Origin of the sequence: Bacillus hominis (assembly GCF_018332515.1) — a bacterium.
GTDB lineage: Bacteria > Bacillota > Bacilli > Bacillales > Bacillaceae_G > Bacillus_A > Bacillus_A hominis.
Map to the genome: position 1 here is coordinate 1 of NZ_BOQD01000172.1, position 16,039 is coordinate 16,039.

Genomic DNA, 16,039 nt, shown 5'->3' on the forward strand with positions numbered 1-16,039 from the left:
TTAACGGGCAGTAAAACTCCCACCTCAAAATTCAGGTGGAGCAAAGAAGTTAGGTGGGAGATCAACTGCCCGTAAACGCCCGATTGGTGAGGGCTGATAATCAGTGGGGGATGAACAAACCCCCCACTGATTAAAGTTTCACTTTATACTTCTTCTCGACTCGTTCTTATACAAGAAAATAGTAATAATCGCAAGCACTATAATAACTCCCAAAGTAAATACTCTGTAGTTCGAGATAGTAGCAGTACCAATTAACAAGGCAGGTATAACAGCCGTAATTAAGCCACCAAACATACCGACAAACGATCCTACACTTTGTTTTACTATTTGAGTTTCTGATACCCAATCATAATAACCAAATCGATTATTAATAAAAATTCCCCATACTGCCGAAAATAATGAATATGTTATTGGTGTTATGACGATTAAAAGAGAACTCCAAACATCTAGTTTTAACCCTATTATCAGTAATACGGCACTAATGAGTGATGCAGGTATACTCAATGAAAGATTCATAAGAATTTTACTGTCATAAATCATCTTTGGCGCTATAGGCAACGACTTAATAATCCATACATTTTTTCCTTCTAAAGACAATGACACACATGTTGTACACGTCATCGAAATCGCTGCTGCAATAGCAAATGGCGCAACCTTCTGCAACAGGATCTCAATTCCAGGATACGCTATTAATTGACTTGGTCCTACTACAACTATAGCCAATGAGAAAGCTATGGCCATCACGACTCCCATTCCACTATTTATGACATACACTGTAGAAGAGAAGAAACGTTTCAGCTCTTTTTTATACAATGCGACCAATACACTTTCTTTTCTCAAACTATTAATCTCATAATTTGAAAGCATATGATAAGTGGTAATCCCTGTGTTTATTTGCTTATATTTTAACGAAAGTATTTTTACAAAAAGATAATACCAAATAACCGATATCCCAACGAATAGGACGAAAGCTACAATATCAGCATTAACAATTGCTTTTTGAAACATGTTAGCTAATGGATACACTTTAGTTAGTTGCTCTGAAACAATTGCACCAATCCCATTCATATCATTAAGGCTATATTGAGCATTTCCGTTTTTCAGCATGAAAAAACCGAATGTAATAATTACTATAAAACTTAAAACCGTAGTTATTTTATTCGTATTTTTAAATTTAGAAGCGATTGCCGTAATCATAGCTCCAAAGATCGCTGCGATTGTTGTTGGGATTAAAGACGCTATAAACATACTGATGAACCACATAAAGTAAAAAGAAACTGATGGCCTCTCATGTATGTCATAAACAACTCCCATTGGTAGCATGATTATGATTGAAAAGAGTGTATTCAGCAAATATAAATACAAAAACCTACTTGTAATAACAGTACTTACACGAATCGGTAATGACATTAAAAGATCGTAGTCCTTAAAAGCAAAAATTTCTCCATTTGCCTTAAATATAGTGAAAAACAACGTCAATACACTGCTAATAACTAGTGCATAAACTGGAATAATTTCGCTCATTCCTAGCTTCACCAACCCATATGCTGAGGCCCCACAATATAGCATTAACATGACACCAACTAAGGCAAGGGATGCTGTTAGCAAAATTTTATTCTGCTTCTTTTTCTTATCTTTTTCGTATTTAAAAGTATTTAAACCGAGCTGCGTTATCAACCGAATTTTCAAAAGACCTAAACTATTAATATTCATTAGCAAGCTCCTTCATAAAGAGCTCTTCCAATGAGCCTTCCTTTATTAAAGAATTTACTTCCCCTGAAAGTGCTAATTTCCCTCTATTAATCATGGCTATTTTATTACATAACTTCTCAGCCACATCTAAAACGTGCGTAGAAAAGAAAATCGCACTTCCCTTTTCACAAAGCTCTTTCATAATACCTTTCAATACTACGGCTGCCTTTGGATCAAGACCAACGAAAGGTTCATCTAAAACTAATAATTTCGGTTTATGCAAAACCGCCGATATAATCGCTACTTTTTGTTTCATACCGTGTGAATAAGAAGATATTAAGTCTCCCAAGTAAGGTGTAATCTCAAAAGCATCCCCATACTTCTGTATTTGTTCTTCCCGATCCCTCGCAGACACTTTAAACACATCAGCAACAAAGTTCAAATATTGAATTCCTGTTAATTGTTCATATAAATCTGGATTATCAGGAATGTACGCCATTACTTTCTTACATGCAATCGGATCCTTTTTTACTGAATGTCCATCAACAAAAATTTCGCCCTCTTCAAAATCTATAACTCCTACTAACGACTTAATTGTTGTACTTTTCCCCGCACCGTTATGTCCAATAAATCCAAAGATATCTCCTGCTTGAACAGTAATATTTAAATGATCTACTGCTTTCTTACCACCTTTATATGTCTTGCTAAAATTTATAATTTCTAACATGTGATTTCCCCCAAACCATCCCTCGGATTAAAAACGAAATATTCAGACTGAAAAACCTTTAATTTTACTCAGTAAGTTTTTTATCCTCACTGAGTATTAGAACCTGTTAACACATAAAAACTATAAATATTAAATTTGATTAGTGTAGTTCAATCGCTTATTGCTCACAATTGCATTTCTTTTTTATAAATAACATAAGAATATAAATTCGTTATGATAACAGCAACTACTATAATCCCAAGCATCATATAAGATCTCCAATCAGCCGGAGCGAAAACACTTATAATCATAATAATTCCTAAAACCACAAATACTTTTCCGCTAAATCGATGTGTTTTCCGCCATACTTCTTCATTGCTTAACGTCCAAGGATTACGCATTCCAACGAAAAAGTTTGGCTTACATTGCGGTAAATAATTACCCATTACTAAAAATAAAATACCCACTAATAATTCTGGAACCCGATTAATGAATAAGTTATATCCTAGTCCACTTGTAATAATATCTATATTCCCTACAAATAGTAGCAGGAGTATCCCGTTATTCATCATCATAAAAGCTTTAGAAAATTTTTCGTAATTTGCTTTCCTTGGATCAATCTTTGGTATCACATTTAGAAATATATATAACGCAATCATAATTCCAACCATAGAAATCATTCCGTAAAGTTTAGAAGAATAGCCATCTACCTTACCACCACTCCAATGTGTCGCGATTGTATCCGGCAAATGAGGCCAAGCAAACGCCCAAGCTAAACAAGTTGTAACAATTAATATAATTGCAAAAAGATGTTTTTTCACCTTTCCTGCACTCCCCTGTTTTTAATTCACTCATTCTATCCTAGTTCTTTTTATAAATAAAATATGACTTTATTGTTAATCTGAAGATACATATTCATCTGACTCCAACCACCATAAATTATATATTATTCTATTAAGATCCTATCTCTTTCTTATAAGCCACATAAGAATATCCCATCGTTAGTCCTACGGCACCAATAATAATTCCAACTATTAAGAAAGCTTTCCATGCTGCCGGTGCAAAAATACTTAAAATCATAATAACCCCTAGTACAACAAACACCTTTCCGCTAAAACGATGCGTCTTTCTCCACACTTCTTCGTTACTTAACGTCCACGGTGTTTTTATACCTACAAAGTAATTTGGTTTGCACTGTGGTAAATAGTTTCCCATGACTATAAATAAAAGACCAACAAGAACATACGGCGTACTATTCATCGGAATGTCATAACCTAATCCTACCCCGATTACAAGCACATTAACTAAAAATAACACTATTAACACGCTAGAAGTTATTATCATATAACTTCTAGAAAACTTATCATAATTCTTTTTCTTAGGATCAATTTTAGGAGTGACTGTTAATAAAACATAAGTGAAAATCATAATTCCAAGTAGCAACAGCATTGCATGAAACTTGGAAGCAAAACCATTCACACCTTCAGTGCCCCAATGAACTGCCATTGTATCTGGTAAATTTGGCCATGCATATGCCCAAGCTAGACCAGTTATAAAAATTAAAATAATTGCGACAAGATGCTTTTTCATTTCCCCTCTTCCCCCTTATTCGTAAACGTAAACACCCAAGTCAATAAATCTTGAAATACAGTTGTGTTCAATGAGTACACAACGAATTGCCCTTTCTTTTCATCTTGAATAAGTTCAGCATTTTTAAGCGCACTTAAATGATGTGAAATACTTGGCTTCGTCATATTGAATTGTTCGGCAATTTCCCCAGCGGTTAGATCGCCTTCTTTTAATAAATCTAAAATTTTTCGCCTTGTTGGGTCTGCTAATGCTTTGAATGCTTGATTCAATGTCTTTCTTCCTCTCACTAATTAGACATTTAGATATTTATCTAAATATTAAACTGATTACCGATATTTGTCAATTGTATCCAGCGCCCTTTTTACTTTTCACGCTTTTGACCTATACTGCTTACTAGCTTATATTTCAACATAATGAAAAGACTTGAAACACATGATACACTATAGTTACAATTGTTTTTTTGAGGAGGAATATACATATGTATAAAATTTTAATCGTTGAAGACGATCCAAATATTTCATCATTACTGCAATCTCACATTCAAAAGTACGGGTACGACGCTGTTGTTACTGAAAACTTTGATGATATTATGGAATCGTTTAACGCAGTGAAACCACATCTTGTTTTACTTGATGTAAACTTACCGAAATTCGATGGTTTCTACTGGTGCCGTCAAATTCGTCATGAATCTACTTGTCCGATTATTTTCATTTCGGCACGTGCTGGTGAAATGGAACAAATTATGGCGATTGAAAGTGGCGCGGATGATTACATTACGAAACCGTTCCACTACGACGTTGTAATGGCGAAAATTAAAGGGCAATTACGCCGTATTTATGGTGATTATGCACCAAATATTTCTGAACGTATCGTTGAAGTAGAAGGGCTAAAATTATTCCCTGAGCGTCCAGAAATTCATTTTGGATCTGAGCAAGTTCTTTTAACAAAGAAAGAAGCGATTTTAGCAGAAATGTTATTATCTAAATTTCCTCGTACAGCGAGTCGTGAAGATTTATTAGCTGCCCTTTGGGATGACGAAAGCTTCGTTGAAGAAAATACATTAAACGTAAATATTACGCGCCTTCGTAAAAAGTTTAATGAGCTTGGTATTGAGAACTCTATTGAAACAGTACGTGGACTTGGGTATCGTTTTAACACAACTTGGAGTGAATAAACATGAAGCTATTTTTACGTGATCATTTTGCATTTTTTCTACTATATGTATTAAACTTCGGAATTATTTTCGTTCTCTATGATGCAGTAGATGGATTTCAAAATAATAAGTTTTACTTCGTTGTTTTAAGCTTATACTTATTTATTTGCTTCCTCGCTTATCGTTACGTTCGCAATCGTAGAATGTACCATAGATTAAGTGAGCAGCCCGAAAAAATGGAAGACGCATTTATTGAAAGGGCGAGCGCTCCGATGCCTCATGGTGTAAATGAACTCGTACGTACGCAGTACCGTCTCTTCCAAAAAGAACTACAATCATATGAAGTAAAACAACAAGAACATCAATTATTCATTAACCATTGGGTGCATCAAATGAAGACACCTGTTTCCGTCATGCAACTTATGGTGCTCGAAATGGAAGATGAACATTTAATTCCAAAGTTTAAACAGGAATTAGATCGCCTGAACCAAGGGCTTGATATGGCTTTATACATGGCAAGATTAAATAACTTCCATGAAGACTTCCATGTCGAGACGATTTCATTAAAAGATACTGTAACAAAAAATATTAACGGCCTAAAAGAACTATTCATCCGTAATGGCGTCTTCCCTGTTTTAGAAGTTCATTCTGATTTAAAAGTTACTTCTGATGCGAAATGGTTAAAATTCATTATCTATCAGTTAATGACAAATGCTGTTCGTTACTCTGGTGAGCGCGGAAAGAAAGTATTCTTATCTGCTTATCGAAACGGAAAAGATATTATTTTAGAAGTTCGTGATGAAGGCGTAGGTATTCCGCAAGAAGATATTCGAAGAGTATTTGAACCATTTTACACTGGGAAAAATGGTCGTACATTCGGAGAGTCTACTGGTATGGGACTTTATATTGTAAGTAAAATTTGTGATTATTTAGGTCACTCTGTCAAACTAGATTCTGAAGTTGGTAAAGGAACGACGATTAAAATCATCTTCCACAACGCTGCAAATAATCAAGCAGAAAATACGGAGAAGGTGACCGAAGCATGATCGTAACATATGCTAGCAAAATGTATGAGAACTTACTCTCATACATTTTTTGCAATAAGACTACATATTGCCCTTGTAACGAGAGGTATGTATTATGACATTTTGGCAATTTGCATTTAAAAATGTAACGCGCAACTCGAGAGCTTATTTTGCCTATTTTTTAAGCAGTGCCTTTTCCATTGCTGTTTTCTTTTCGTTTGCCGTTTATTTATTCCATCCGAAATTACAAAACTTCACTATGATCTCTGAAGTTTCAGGATTAATGATATTTTCAGAAGTAGTAATTGTATTCTTCTCTTTCTTCTTTTTACTATATTCCATCGGTACCTTTTTAAAAGTTCGAAAAAAACAATTCGGGGTTTTAACCGTTTTAGGAATATCGAGAAAACAATTACACCGTCTCGTTTTCATGGAAAATATGTTAATCGGTATTTTATCCATCTTTTTCGGCATGCAATTTGGACTCGTTTTTTCACAATTTTTCTTATTAGTGACCGCGAAAATTACGCACGTACCAGGAATATATTTATATTGGCCCACAAATGCTTTCATTTTAACAACGATTGTATTTCTTAGTCTCTTTATCGCTGTATCTTCATTTACACCGATGCTAATTCGTACGAAAAAAACGGTACACCTTTTAAAAGCTAATGGTGGGAAACAAAAAGAAAGAAAACCATCCATATTTATCTCTCTATTTGGTGCTATCTGTTTATTAGGTGGTTATATTTTAGCTGCAAACCCTAAATATTTCGTCGCAATAAATCCACAAGTAGGCGTTATATATATGGTTTCAAGTATTTTTGTGATCCCGGCACTCGTTTCAATTGGAACGTATTTCTTCTTTTCACAAATTAGTTTCTTGCTCATTCATCTTTTGAAAAAGAGACGAAAGTTTTATATGAAGCGTATTAATATGCTTTGGATTTCAGACTTGGCTAGCCGCATTCGGTCAAATATTAATATGCTTTTCATTGTAGCTATGCTATCTACAATCGCATTTACGATGATTACATTTTTATATGGATTCGGGAAATTTATGAAACTTGATGTTGAACGAAACTCACCATTCACATTTTCTTATTTCTCATATGATGCCAATCCATTTACTACCCAGCACTTAGATTGGCTCGAAAAGCAACTAGAAGATGGGAAATTCTCTTACGATAAAATTAAAGTAGATTTATACGCTACACCTGTAGAAGCGGAAAATGGTACAGAAATTTATTATGACACATATGCCATAAAGCAAAGTGACTATAATAAGCTTGCTACGTCATTACAATTAACACAACTATTTATGAATGATAATGAAACATATGTATTATCTGGAGCGGCATATGTCCCATTGTTTAGTGCATTCGACCCAAATTACAATAGAACACATATTACACTCGCTAACATAAATTATAAGCTACAAGTAAAAGGGCTCGAAATACATAATCCGCTCCCTTCTACTTTTGCCTATGAAACGTTAGTATTAACTGATTCTGTCGTTAACAATTTGCCAAATAATACAAAACATATAACAGCCTATAATTACAACGTAGAAAATTGGGAGAGTACGTATGCCATTGCTGATGAATTGATAAAACGAGTTGATAAAGACCGTGCGAGCGTTGAGTACGAAGGAGCACTCATTCGAGTTTTCGAAGCAAGTAATTCCCTATACAGAATCAAATCAGGAAGTGCTTCTTACTTCCTAATTGGAACATTCCTCGGAATCATTTTCTTTATTGGAGCCGGCAGTGTACTGTACTTCCGAATGTATACAGATTTAACGAATGAGCAAGAAAAGTATGTAACGATTACGAAGATTGGCCTAACAGAATCAGAAATGAAACGTTCAGCGACCATTCAACTTGGGATCTTGTTTTTTGTTCCGTACATTATGGCTTCCATTCATACGATGTTTGCGACAAAGATGCTACAAGATTTTATAAATTTATCTTTGTTTGCTGAAATTACGGTTGTACTTGTGATTTTTGGAACGGTTGAGATTATCTTTTTCCTATTAATTCGTTCACTTTATATGCAAAAGTTATCGCAACATATTAAGTTTTAAATAATAAAAAGGTGAGCTTTATGAAAAAAGTATGAGGGAACCTCTCCCCGCACTCTTTTCACTTTAACTCTATTAGGAGGTTCAGGCGAATGACATTTTGGCAGTTTGCATTTAAAAACGTAACAAGGAACGCCAGAGCTTATTTCGCCTATTTTGTAAGCAGTGCGTTTTCCATTGCAATTTTTTTCTCATTTGCAGTTTACTTATTTCACCCTAAATTGCATACGACAGACGTGAATTATGCTCTAAGCATATTAATGACAATTTCAGAAGTTATCATTGTGTTCTTTTCATTTTTCTTTTTACTCTATTCAATTGGTACGTTTTTAAAAGTACGAAAAAAACAGTTTGGGATTTTAACTGTACTTGGTATATCTCAAAAACAATTAAAACGACTCATATTTATAGAAAATATGTTAATCGGTGTTCTTTCCATATTTTTTGGCATTCAACTTGGACTTGTTTTTTCACAGTTCTTTTTATTAGTTACCGCAAAAATTACACATGTACCTGGTTTATATTTATATTGGCCAACTGGAGCCATTGTTTTAACTACGATAATTTTTATCGGGCTCTTTATTCTCGTATCATCTTTCACACCGATGCTCATCCGTACGAGAAAAGCTGTACGACTTTTAAAAGAAGGAAAACAACATAAAGAAAAAAAAGCATCCGTACTTATTTCTCTCTTTGGCGCGATATGCTTACTATCTGGATATGCGTTAGCAGCAAATCCACTATATTTCATGTCTCTAGGCGACATAATTGGAGTTTTGTACGCCGTCTCTAGTATATTTGTCATTCCATCACTCATTGCAGCTGGAACATATTTTTTCTTTTCACAAATTAGCTTCTTGCTCATTCGCATATTAAAGACAAGAAGAAAGTTTTATATGAAACGTATCAATATGCTTTGGATTTCCGATTTAGCAACGCGTATTCGAACGAATATTAACATGCTCTTTATTGTAGCGATGCTATCGACGCTCGCTTTTACGATGATTACATTCTTATATGGATTCGGGAAATTTACAAAGTTTGAGGAAATTAGGCAAAACCCTTTCCCGTTTACGTATTTATCTCATACTGAAAATACGTTAGCTGATCAACATTTAAACTGGTTAGAGCAAAAATTTAATGAAGAGCACTTTACTTATACAAAATTTAAAACGGATATATATGAAGTATCTTCGGCAGAAGAGAACCCGCAGCTCTATTATGCCATTAAACAAAGTGACTATAATATACTTGCTAAGGCGTTAAACTGGGAACATCTCAACGTGAAGAATAATGAATCTTATATCCTTATTAAAGACATAGATGATCAATTCATTGGAACAATTTATGATAAAGAAAAGAAAAATACTCTTACGCTTTCTCAAAACTCTTTACAGCTACAAGTGAAAGAATATAAAAGTTATAACCCTTTCCCAAATAGTTTAATATCACACTTACTCGTACTATCTGATGAAAATGTAGAAGCATTATCAACTATTTCGAAACAAATGAGTGTATATAACTTTAACGTTCCGGATTGGGAGAAAGCATATAATATTGGCTCAGCGTTTATAACAAAAATCGATAACGACAATGCAGCGATTCAAGCAGAGCATCCACCGTTCCACGCAAGTGAAGCAAGTGACTCTCTATACAAGACAAAACTAAATGTTGCTTCATTTTTCTTAATTGGAACTTTCCTAGGTGTTATTTTCTTTATCGGCGCTGGCAGTGTTCTTTACTTCCGGATGTATACAGATTTAACAAATGAGCAAGAAAAGTATATAACGGTTACGAAAATTGGCTTAACAGAAGATGAGATGAAACAATCTGCTACCATTCAACTTGCGATTCTTTTCTTTGTTCCTTACATTATGGCATCGATTCATACGATGTTTGCGACAAAGATGTTGCAAGAAATATTGAATCTCTCATTATTCGCTGAGATTACGGTTGTACTTGTAATCTTTGGAACAGTTGAAATTCTATTTTTCCTTTTAATTCGTTCCTTTTATATGCAAAAATTATCACAACACATTAAGTTTTAAGAAATAGAAAGGTGATTATTATGGAAGAAGTATTACACATCAAAAACGTCTCAAAAGTGTATGAGGGGAAAGTCCCTCATACCGCTTTAAAAAATATAAATTTACACGTGGATAAAGGTGAATTCGTTGCGATCATGGGGCCGTCTGGAAGTGGTAAATCTACGTTTTTAAACGTTATTTCCACAATCGATTCACCTACTTCTGGAGAGGTCGTAATTAACGGAAAACAACCACATACATTCCGTAGAGAAAAATTAGCGATTTTTCGTCGCCAAGAATTAGGATTTGTTTTCCAAAACTTTAACTTACTCGATACGTTAACAATCGGTGAAAATATCGTGTTACCTTTAACGTTAGATAATGTTCCTTTAAAAGAAATGGATCAAAAACTCGATAATATCTCAAAAAAACTTGGAATTGATCACATTTTAAATAAGCGTATTTTTGAAGTTTCAGGAGGACAAGCACAGCGTACTGCTGTAGCACGTGCTGTTATTCATCACCCTTCTCTCTTACTAGCTGATGAACCGACAGGAAACTTGGACTCAAAGTCAGCTATTGATGTAATGGAATTATTTACGAAGCTAAACAAAGAAGAAGATGCAACAATTTTAATGGTTACGCACGATCCATTTGCAGCAAGTTATTGTAACCGTGTTATTTTCATTAAAGATGGCGAGCTTTACAATGAACTGCACCGCGGATTGTATCGTGAGAAATTTTATCAAGAAATATTAGATGTTCTAGCATTATTAGGAGGAAGACGTGGATGACATTTTGGCAATTTGCATTTAAAAATGTCTCGCGTAATTCGAAAGCATATTTCGCTTACTTTGTAAGTAGTGCGTTTTCTATTATGGTTTTCTTTTCATTTACTGTATACGCGTATCATCCGCGGTTACAAATTATGAATAAATTGCAGGAACAAGATCCGCTCATGAACTTAGCTGGCATGGCACAGTTTGTTATCGTTTTGTTCTCGTTCTTCTTTCTCTTATATTCTATCGGGACATTTTTAAATGTCCGGAAACAACAATTTGGCGTTTTAACTGTTCTCGGTATTTCACACAAACAATTAAAACGGCTTTTGTTTACTGAGAATATGATTATTGGAATACTAGCTATCTTTGCAGGTATTCAAGGCGGCCTTGTGTTTTCTAACTTTTTCTTACTCGTTACTTCTAAATTAACAAATGCAAAAGGCCTCTATTTATATTGGCCAACAGAAGCAATTATCGTTACAACAGTAACTTTTATTATTTTATTTTTCATCGTTTCTACATTTACACCGATGTTCATTCGTACTCGTAAAACAACTCGATTAATTAAAAATAATAAAAGTGAAAAAGACGAAAAAAGACCATCTATACTCATTTCATTATTTGCCTTAATTTGTTTAGGGCTATGCTATTATATCGCCGGTTACCCACAAGGCTACGTAACAGAAAAAAATGTACAAAACGGCTCTGTAAACCTTATTATTTTATCTATTTTACCGCTCGTAGTAGTCGGAACGTATTTATTCTTTTCACAAACATTTCTCCTCTTTATCTTTATCTTAAAGAAGCGGAGAAAGTTTTATATGAAACAAATAAACATGTTATGGATTTCAGATTTAGCTAGCCGTACGCGTAGTAATATTAATGTGCTCTTTATCGTTTCTATGTTGTCAGCACTTGCATTTACAATTATTATTGGGCTATTTGCTGCTAATAATAATACGAAAGCATCGACATTAGAACGATATCCTTTCCCCTTCACATATACGTCCGAAGATGAAAATCCATTTGAACAAAAGCACATTGCTACAATTGAAGCGGAGCTTACAAATGCTAATTTTCAATACAATAAGCATAAGGTTACAATGTTAAAAGATACCGCTTTAAAAGAAGACATTACTCTTATGAAAATGAGTGACTATAACACACTTGCGAAACAATTAAAGAGATCGGAAATAACCCTTGATTCTACACAAGTTTATATTATTTCTCAGTACTCGCCAGAACTCTTAAATCTTGTATCAAATCCATTTGCAAAACAAAATACAATTACACTCGGATCAAATAAAAAGGAATTTCATATTAAAGGATTTATTAATAAAGGGATCGAACCAGCCTATGCATTCCCACATATAATTGTTGTACAAGATTATGTATTTGATAATATGATTCCTCATATTGAAACGACTATAGTTTATAACTACTTCGTTGAGAACTGGGAAGATGCAAATGTTCCGACGAAAAATATATTAAAACATGTTAGTAATGATGCCGATAGCTTCTATAAGGCATATAAAGATACAGAATCGGCTCCTAACACCCCATTTAATATTCATATAGCTACTGATGATCTAAACTACAGTAAAGGAAATTCAATTGCTTTTTTCTTTATTTGGACATTTCTTGGCTTTATTTTCTTTATCGGGGCAGCCAGTGTTTTATACTTCCGTATGTATAACGACTTAACAACTGAAAAACAAAAGTACATTACAATTACAAAACTCGGCTTAACAGAATCAGAAATGTTTCGTTCCGCAACGATTCAATTAGGAATTTTATTTTTCATTCCTTATATCGTTGCTGGTATTCATACAATATTTGCGATTCAGTTTTTACAAAGCATGTTTTCTTTCTCTTTATTAAAAGAATTAATCATTATACTTACGTTGTTCGGGATTATCGAGATTATTTTCTTCTTCTTAATCCGTTCTCTGTACATTAATAAATTATCACAGCATATCAAGATATGAATAAAATGGCCTTGTGCGTATTGCACAAGGCCATTTTCAATAGTTTTTAATAATTAGCAGTATCCACCATAGCCGCCGCCATAGCCACCATAACCGCCGTAACCACAACCACCGCCTCCGCCGAAGCAGCTAGCACCGATGATAATTAATAAAATAAACAATACGATTAGAAGCGCAAAACCGCCTCCGCAACCACGTCTGCGGTCACAATCATCATGTCTGTGTTCACAATGTTCGCCCATTATTCTATTCCTCCTTTAGTATCATTCATAACAAGTTCAACTTGCTCTAAATGAGGGGATTCCATTTATATTATGTTTTCAGGGCAAATAGGAAGCTTGGCATTCCTAAAAACGGGCTTGTTTTGAGAAATAGGCTAAAAAAAACAGGAAATACCTTTAGCGAGGCACCTCCTGTTTTTTTTATAAATATGTTCAGTAAAAATATAAAGCAACATGCCATCTCACACAAAAAAAGAGGGAGTACTTCCCCCTCTTTACTTCCTATATATCATAATTAACTACATAATGCTGCATTTCTGTATTGTAGTAGCCTTCACTATATTCAATTACTTCGCCAACTTCATCGTAAGAATAGCGCATACGTTTTAATAATGCAGCGCCTTCTTTTTCACCTAACGCTTCTGCAACGAAACTAGGCGCAAATCCAACTGCGAATTCATCTCTGAAGTTTTCTAAATGTATACCTCGGTCCTCGACTAAATCGTAAAGCGATTGTAAATCAAAGTCCGATAAATCTGTACTTGCCATTTGCGCTGAGAAGTAGTGCGTATAATGAATATACGGCGCATCATTTAACGCATATAATCGTTCAATACGGAAACTCTCTTTACCGAATAATCGAAACGGCACTGTTCCTTCTTCATTATGAACCACTTCTGCCTTTAGCAATTTCTTTTGTACTTTATATCCTTCTTCCACTAACACTTCAGTAAATTTCTTACCCTTCGACAGTTTTGTCGCAGAAGTATTACGAATCACTTTCGTTCCTTTACCACTCTTCTTCTCCAAATATCCTTCTTGAGCGAGTTCTTTAATCGCATTACGAACTGTAATTTTGCTCACTTTGAACTCTTCCTCTAATTGTGGTTCAGAAGGAATATTCGTATGAATCGCATATACACCATGTAATATTCGATCACGAATAATATTTTTTATTTGTAAATATAATGGTCCTTTTTTTCTCGTTACGTTCACCGTTACACCCACTACCTTTCTACATCACCTACTGATGCCGTCATCGCCCGAAGTATATCTTTCTCTGATGACATTGGCGTATCACCGACGATTGTATGTGCAAGCATTCCAGCTGCTGACGCAAATGAAACAGCTTTCTCTGGTGCAAACTCTTCTATCTCGCCATGAATAATCCCGCTCGTATAAGCATCTCCAGCACCTATTCTATCATATACAGAAAACGTAAGTGTTTTTGCAAAAGTGAACGCCCCATCTTTACAAATAAATCCACGAAGTGAATGTGTATTATCGCTATTAATAGAGCGATGTGTACCAGCAATTGTAGCGATATGATACATTTCAGCGACCTTTGGAATGAGATCCATCAGTTGTGCTTCTCGCTCTGTCTCTTCTGTTTTCATTCCAAGAACGAACATTGCATCTTTTTCATTCATCATAACGATATTAGCAAGTCCAAGCATTTCTTCATAATGTGGTTTCGCCTGTTCATATCCATCTTCTCCCCAAAGCGACGGACGATAGTTGCAATCAAAAACGACGGTGCCTCCATTTTCTTTAACTGCTTTCGCTAAAGATTTCATATGATGACGCACAGTATCATTCATTGCAAGTGTAATTCCGCAAAAATGGACGATATCAATTTCCTTTGCGATTTCTTCAAATTGATACATCTCTTCACATGCCGTATTGAAACTACTTTCTAATCGATTCGAATATGTAACGCGGCTTGCCCGTGCGCCAAATCCATTTTCTAAAAAGTACATGCCAACATATTTACCGCCTCTTGAAATAAATGAAGGGCGAATACCTAATTTTTGAATGTGCGATACCGCAGCATCTCCAACCGAGTTTTCCGGTAAAGTTGAAACAAGAAACCCTTCATGCCCGAGATGAGAAAGGGCCGCTGCAACGTTCACACCTGTACCAGAAAATGAGTAATTTAGAGTGTTAGCTTGCGACAACAATTCATATCCTGGTACTTGCAGGCGCATCATTACTTCGCCGAATGCTGCAATTTTCTTACGCATATTGATCAACTAACTTCTTCACTACCGCTAATAATTCACTTACATCTTCTACTTTCGTATTACCAGTTTCTTTATCAATAATAGAAGAATACACATGCGGGATAACTTGCTCTACGTTTGCCTCTAACGCAATACGTACAATTGTTTCGAAGTTTTCTTTATCAATTCCGCCCGTTGGCTCTAATGCAAACCCTTCTTCCGCACAAGCTTTCACAACCGCGCGATATTCTTCTTCATGAGCTAAACCTTTCATTGGGAAGTATTTCAATGAATTTCCGCCCATATCACGTACAAGTGCGATTGCTGTTTTAATTGGAACGATTGCTTTTTCTTCCCCAGCCGCACTAATTGGTCCAGTAGAAATATTTACATAACCTACTTTTCCTGTTGGTGATACTAAACTATTAATCCAGCTATCTTTTCCGCCTAGATTTGCGCGCGTTGCTCCAACTGAAGGGAACACTTGGTTAATATGACTGCCAGGATAATGCTTCGAAATTTCAGCTACAACTGCTGCTTGGCGATTATCTCCTGCACCTAGTCCGATTGATACAGCGTCATCAATTTCTTTTCCGTATGCTTTCATCGCAATTACTGCTTCTTCTACTGTTGGATAATCTTTTGATAACACACCAACGACTACATAACCTTCTGCTGCTTCAAAAATATCTTTCGCATTTTCGATATCGTTCGCTAATACATTTAATGCTACGCGGCCTTTATAAAAACGTTTTTGAATGGTTGTCAT

At 35.0% G+C, this 16,039-nt stretch carries 15 protein-coding genes; 6 read left to right on the forward strand and 9 right to left on the reverse strand.

The genetic code is table 11. The features are described 5' to 3' along the window. Positions 1-138: 138 nt before the first annotated feature. From KI356_RS17250 to KI356_RS17270, 5 genes are all read right to left on the reverse strand, one after another. Positions 139-1,713 (reverse strand): permease-like membrane multi-spanning protein, encoded by a 1,575-nt coding sequence (locus KI356_RS17250; RefSeq protein WP_212935996.1) that lies wholly within the window; start codon positions 1,711-1,713, stop codon positions 139-141. Then, a complete protein-coding gene (locus KI356_RS17255) occupies positions 1,703-2,419 on the reverse strand; it encodes an ABC transporter ATP-binding protein (RefSeq protein ID WP_002123394.1) in 717 nt (238 codons plus the stop codon). The genes KI356_RS17250 and KI356_RS17255 overlap by 11 nt, the downstream gene beginning before the upstream one ends. A gap of 164 nt (positions 2,420-2,583) precedes the next feature. Next, positions 2,584-3,219 (reverse strand): SdpI family protein, encoded by a 636-nt coding sequence (locus KI356_RS17260; protein WP_212935997.1) that lies wholly within the window; start codon positions 3,217-3,219, stop codon positions 2,584-2,586. 133 nt (positions 3,220-3,352) lie between these two features. Then, on the reverse strand, positions 3,353-3,988 hold the full coding sequence (locus KI356_RS17265) for an SdpI family protein (protein ID WP_212935998.1): 636 nt from the start codon (positions 3,986-3,988) through the stop codon (positions 3,353-3,355). Beyond that, on the reverse strand, positions 3,985-4,257 hold the full coding sequence (locus tag KI356_RS17270; RefSeq protein ID WP_002067754.1) for an autorepressor SdpR family transcription factor: 273 nt from the start codon (positions 4,255-4,257) through the stop codon (positions 3,985-3,987). Before KI356_RS17270 ends, KI356_RS17265 begins: the two co-directional genes overlap by 4 nt. Before the next feature lie 209 nt (positions 4,258-4,466). Between KI356_RS17270 and KI356_RS17275 the strand changes: the two genes are divergently transcribed. The 6 genes from KI356_RS17275 to KI356_RS17300 all read left to right on the forward strand — a co-directional run bounded on the left by KI356_RS17275 (position 4,467) and on the right by KI356_RS17300 (position 13,046). Then, the gene (locus KI356_RS17275) at positions 4,467-5,162 is read left to right on the forward strand and encodes a response regulator transcription factor (RefSeq protein WP_002123400.1); all 696 of its coding nucleotides are present in this window, start codon (positions 4,467-4,469) and stop codon (positions 5,160-5,162) included. 2 nt (positions 5,163-5,164) lie between these two features. Next, a complete protein-coding gene (locus KI356_RS17280) occupies positions 5,165-6,187 on the forward strand; it encodes a sensor histidine kinase (protein WP_128282893.1) in 1,023 nt (340 codons plus the stop codon). Positions 6,188-6,281: 94 nt separating this feature from the next. Continuing rightward, positions 6,282-8,252: an FtsX-like permease family protein gene (locus KI356_RS17285; RefSeq protein WP_212935999.1), complete on the forward strand. Its 1,971-nt coding sequence runs from the start codon at positions 6,282-6,284 to the stop codon at positions 8,250-8,252. An 89-nt stretch (positions 8,253-8,341) separates the two neighbouring features. Next, positions 8,342-10,297 (forward strand): FtsX-like permease family protein, encoded by a 1,956-nt coding sequence (locus KI356_RS17290; RefSeq protein ID WP_128282891.1) that lies wholly within the window; start codon positions 8,342-8,344, stop codon positions 10,295-10,297. Positions 10,298-10,317: 20 nt separating this feature from the next. Further along, a complete protein-coding gene (locus KI356_RS17295; protein ID WP_002123407.1) occupies positions 10,318-11,070 on the forward strand; it encodes an ABC transporter ATP-binding protein in 753 nt (250 codons plus the stop codon). Continuing rightward, on the forward strand, positions 11,067-13,046 hold the full coding sequence (locus KI356_RS17300) for an FtsX-like permease family protein (protein ID WP_212936000.1): 1,980 nt from the start codon (positions 11,067-11,069) through the stop codon (positions 13,044-13,046). The genes KI356_RS17295 and KI356_RS17300 overlap by 4 nt, the downstream gene beginning before the upstream one ends. 53 nt (positions 13,047-13,099) lie before the next feature. Here the strand turns inward: KI356_RS17300 and KI356_RS17305 are convergent, their stop codons facing one another. The 4 genes from KI356_RS17305 to dagF all read right to left on the reverse strand — a co-directional run bounded on the left by KI356_RS17305 (position 13,100) and on the right by dagF (position 16,039). Further along, positions 13,100-13,288, reverse strand: a complete 189-nt coding sequence (locus KI356_RS17305) for a YjcZ family sporulation protein (RefSeq protein ID WP_128282889.1) — start codon at positions 13,286-13,288, stop codon at positions 13,100-13,102. Between the two features lie 261 nt (positions 13,289-13,549). After that, on the reverse strand, positions 13,550-14,275 hold the full coding sequence (locus KI356_RS17310; RefSeq protein ID WP_128282888.1) for a GntR family transcriptional regulator: 726 nt from the start codon (positions 14,273-14,275) through the stop codon (positions 13,550-13,552). Next, positions 14,275-15,291: a sugar kinase gene (locus KI356_RS17315; RefSeq protein WP_212936001.1), complete on the reverse strand. Its 1,017-nt coding sequence runs from the start codon at positions 15,289-15,291 to the stop codon at positions 14,275-14,277. The genes KI356_RS17310 and KI356_RS17315 overlap by 1 nt, the downstream gene beginning before the upstream one ends. Beyond that, complete coding sequence (gene dagF, locus KI356_RS17320; protein WP_212936002.1) at positions 15,284-16,039, reverse strand: 2-dehydro-3-deoxy-phosphogluconate aldolase; 756 nt, start codon at positions 16,037-16,039, stop codon at positions 15,284-15,286. The genes KI356_RS17315 and dagF overlap by 8 nt, the downstream gene beginning before the upstream one ends.

Bases quoted from the DNA above. Each gene is read 5' to 3' on its own strand.
- KI356_RS17250 (WP_212935996.1), bottom strand. From the start codon at position 1,713: ATGAATATTAATAGTTTAGGTCTTTTGAAAATTCGGTTGATAACGCAG.
- KI356_RS17255 (WP_002123394.1), bottom strand. From the start codon at position 2,419: ATGTTAGAAATTATAAATTTTAGCAAGACATATAAAGGTGGTAAGAAA.
- KI356_RS17265 (WP_212935998.1), bottom strand. From the start codon at position 3,988: ATGAAAAAGCATCTTGTCGCAATTATTTTAATTTTTATAACTGGTCTA.
- KI356_RS17275 (WP_002123400.1), top strand. From the start codon at position 4,467: ATGTATAAAATTTTAATCGTTGAAGACGATCCAAATATTTCATCATTA.
- KI356_RS17280 (WP_128282893.1), top strand. From the start codon at position 5,165: ATGAAGCTATTTTTACGTGATCATTTTGCATTTTTTCTACTATATGTA.
- KI356_RS17285 (WP_212935999.1), top strand. From the start codon at position 6,282: ATGACATTTTGGCAATTTGCATTTAAAAATGTAACGCGCAACTCGAGA.
- KI356_RS17290 (WP_128282891.1), top strand. From the start codon at position 8,342: ATGACATTTTGGCAGTTTGCATTTAAAAACGTAACAAGGAACGCCAGA.
- KI356_RS17295 (WP_002123407.1), top strand. From the start codon at position 10,318: ATGGAAGAAGTATTACACATCAAAAACGTCTCAAAAGTGTATGAGGGG.
- KI356_RS17300 (WP_212936000.1), top strand. From the start codon at position 11,067: ATGACATTTTGGCAATTTGCATTTAAAAATGTCTCGCGTAATTCGAAA.
- KI356_RS17305 (WP_128282889.1), bottom strand. From the start codon at position 13,288: ATGGGCGAACATTGTGAACACAGACATGATGATTGTGACCGCAGACGT.
- KI356_RS17315 (WP_212936001.1), bottom strand. From the start codon at position 15,291: ATGCGTAAGAAAATTGCAGCATTCGGCGAAGTAATGATGCGCCTGCAA.
- dagF (WP_212936002.1), bottom strand. From the start codon at position 16,039: ATGACAACCATTCAAAAACGTTTTTATAAAGGCCGCGTAGCATTAAAT.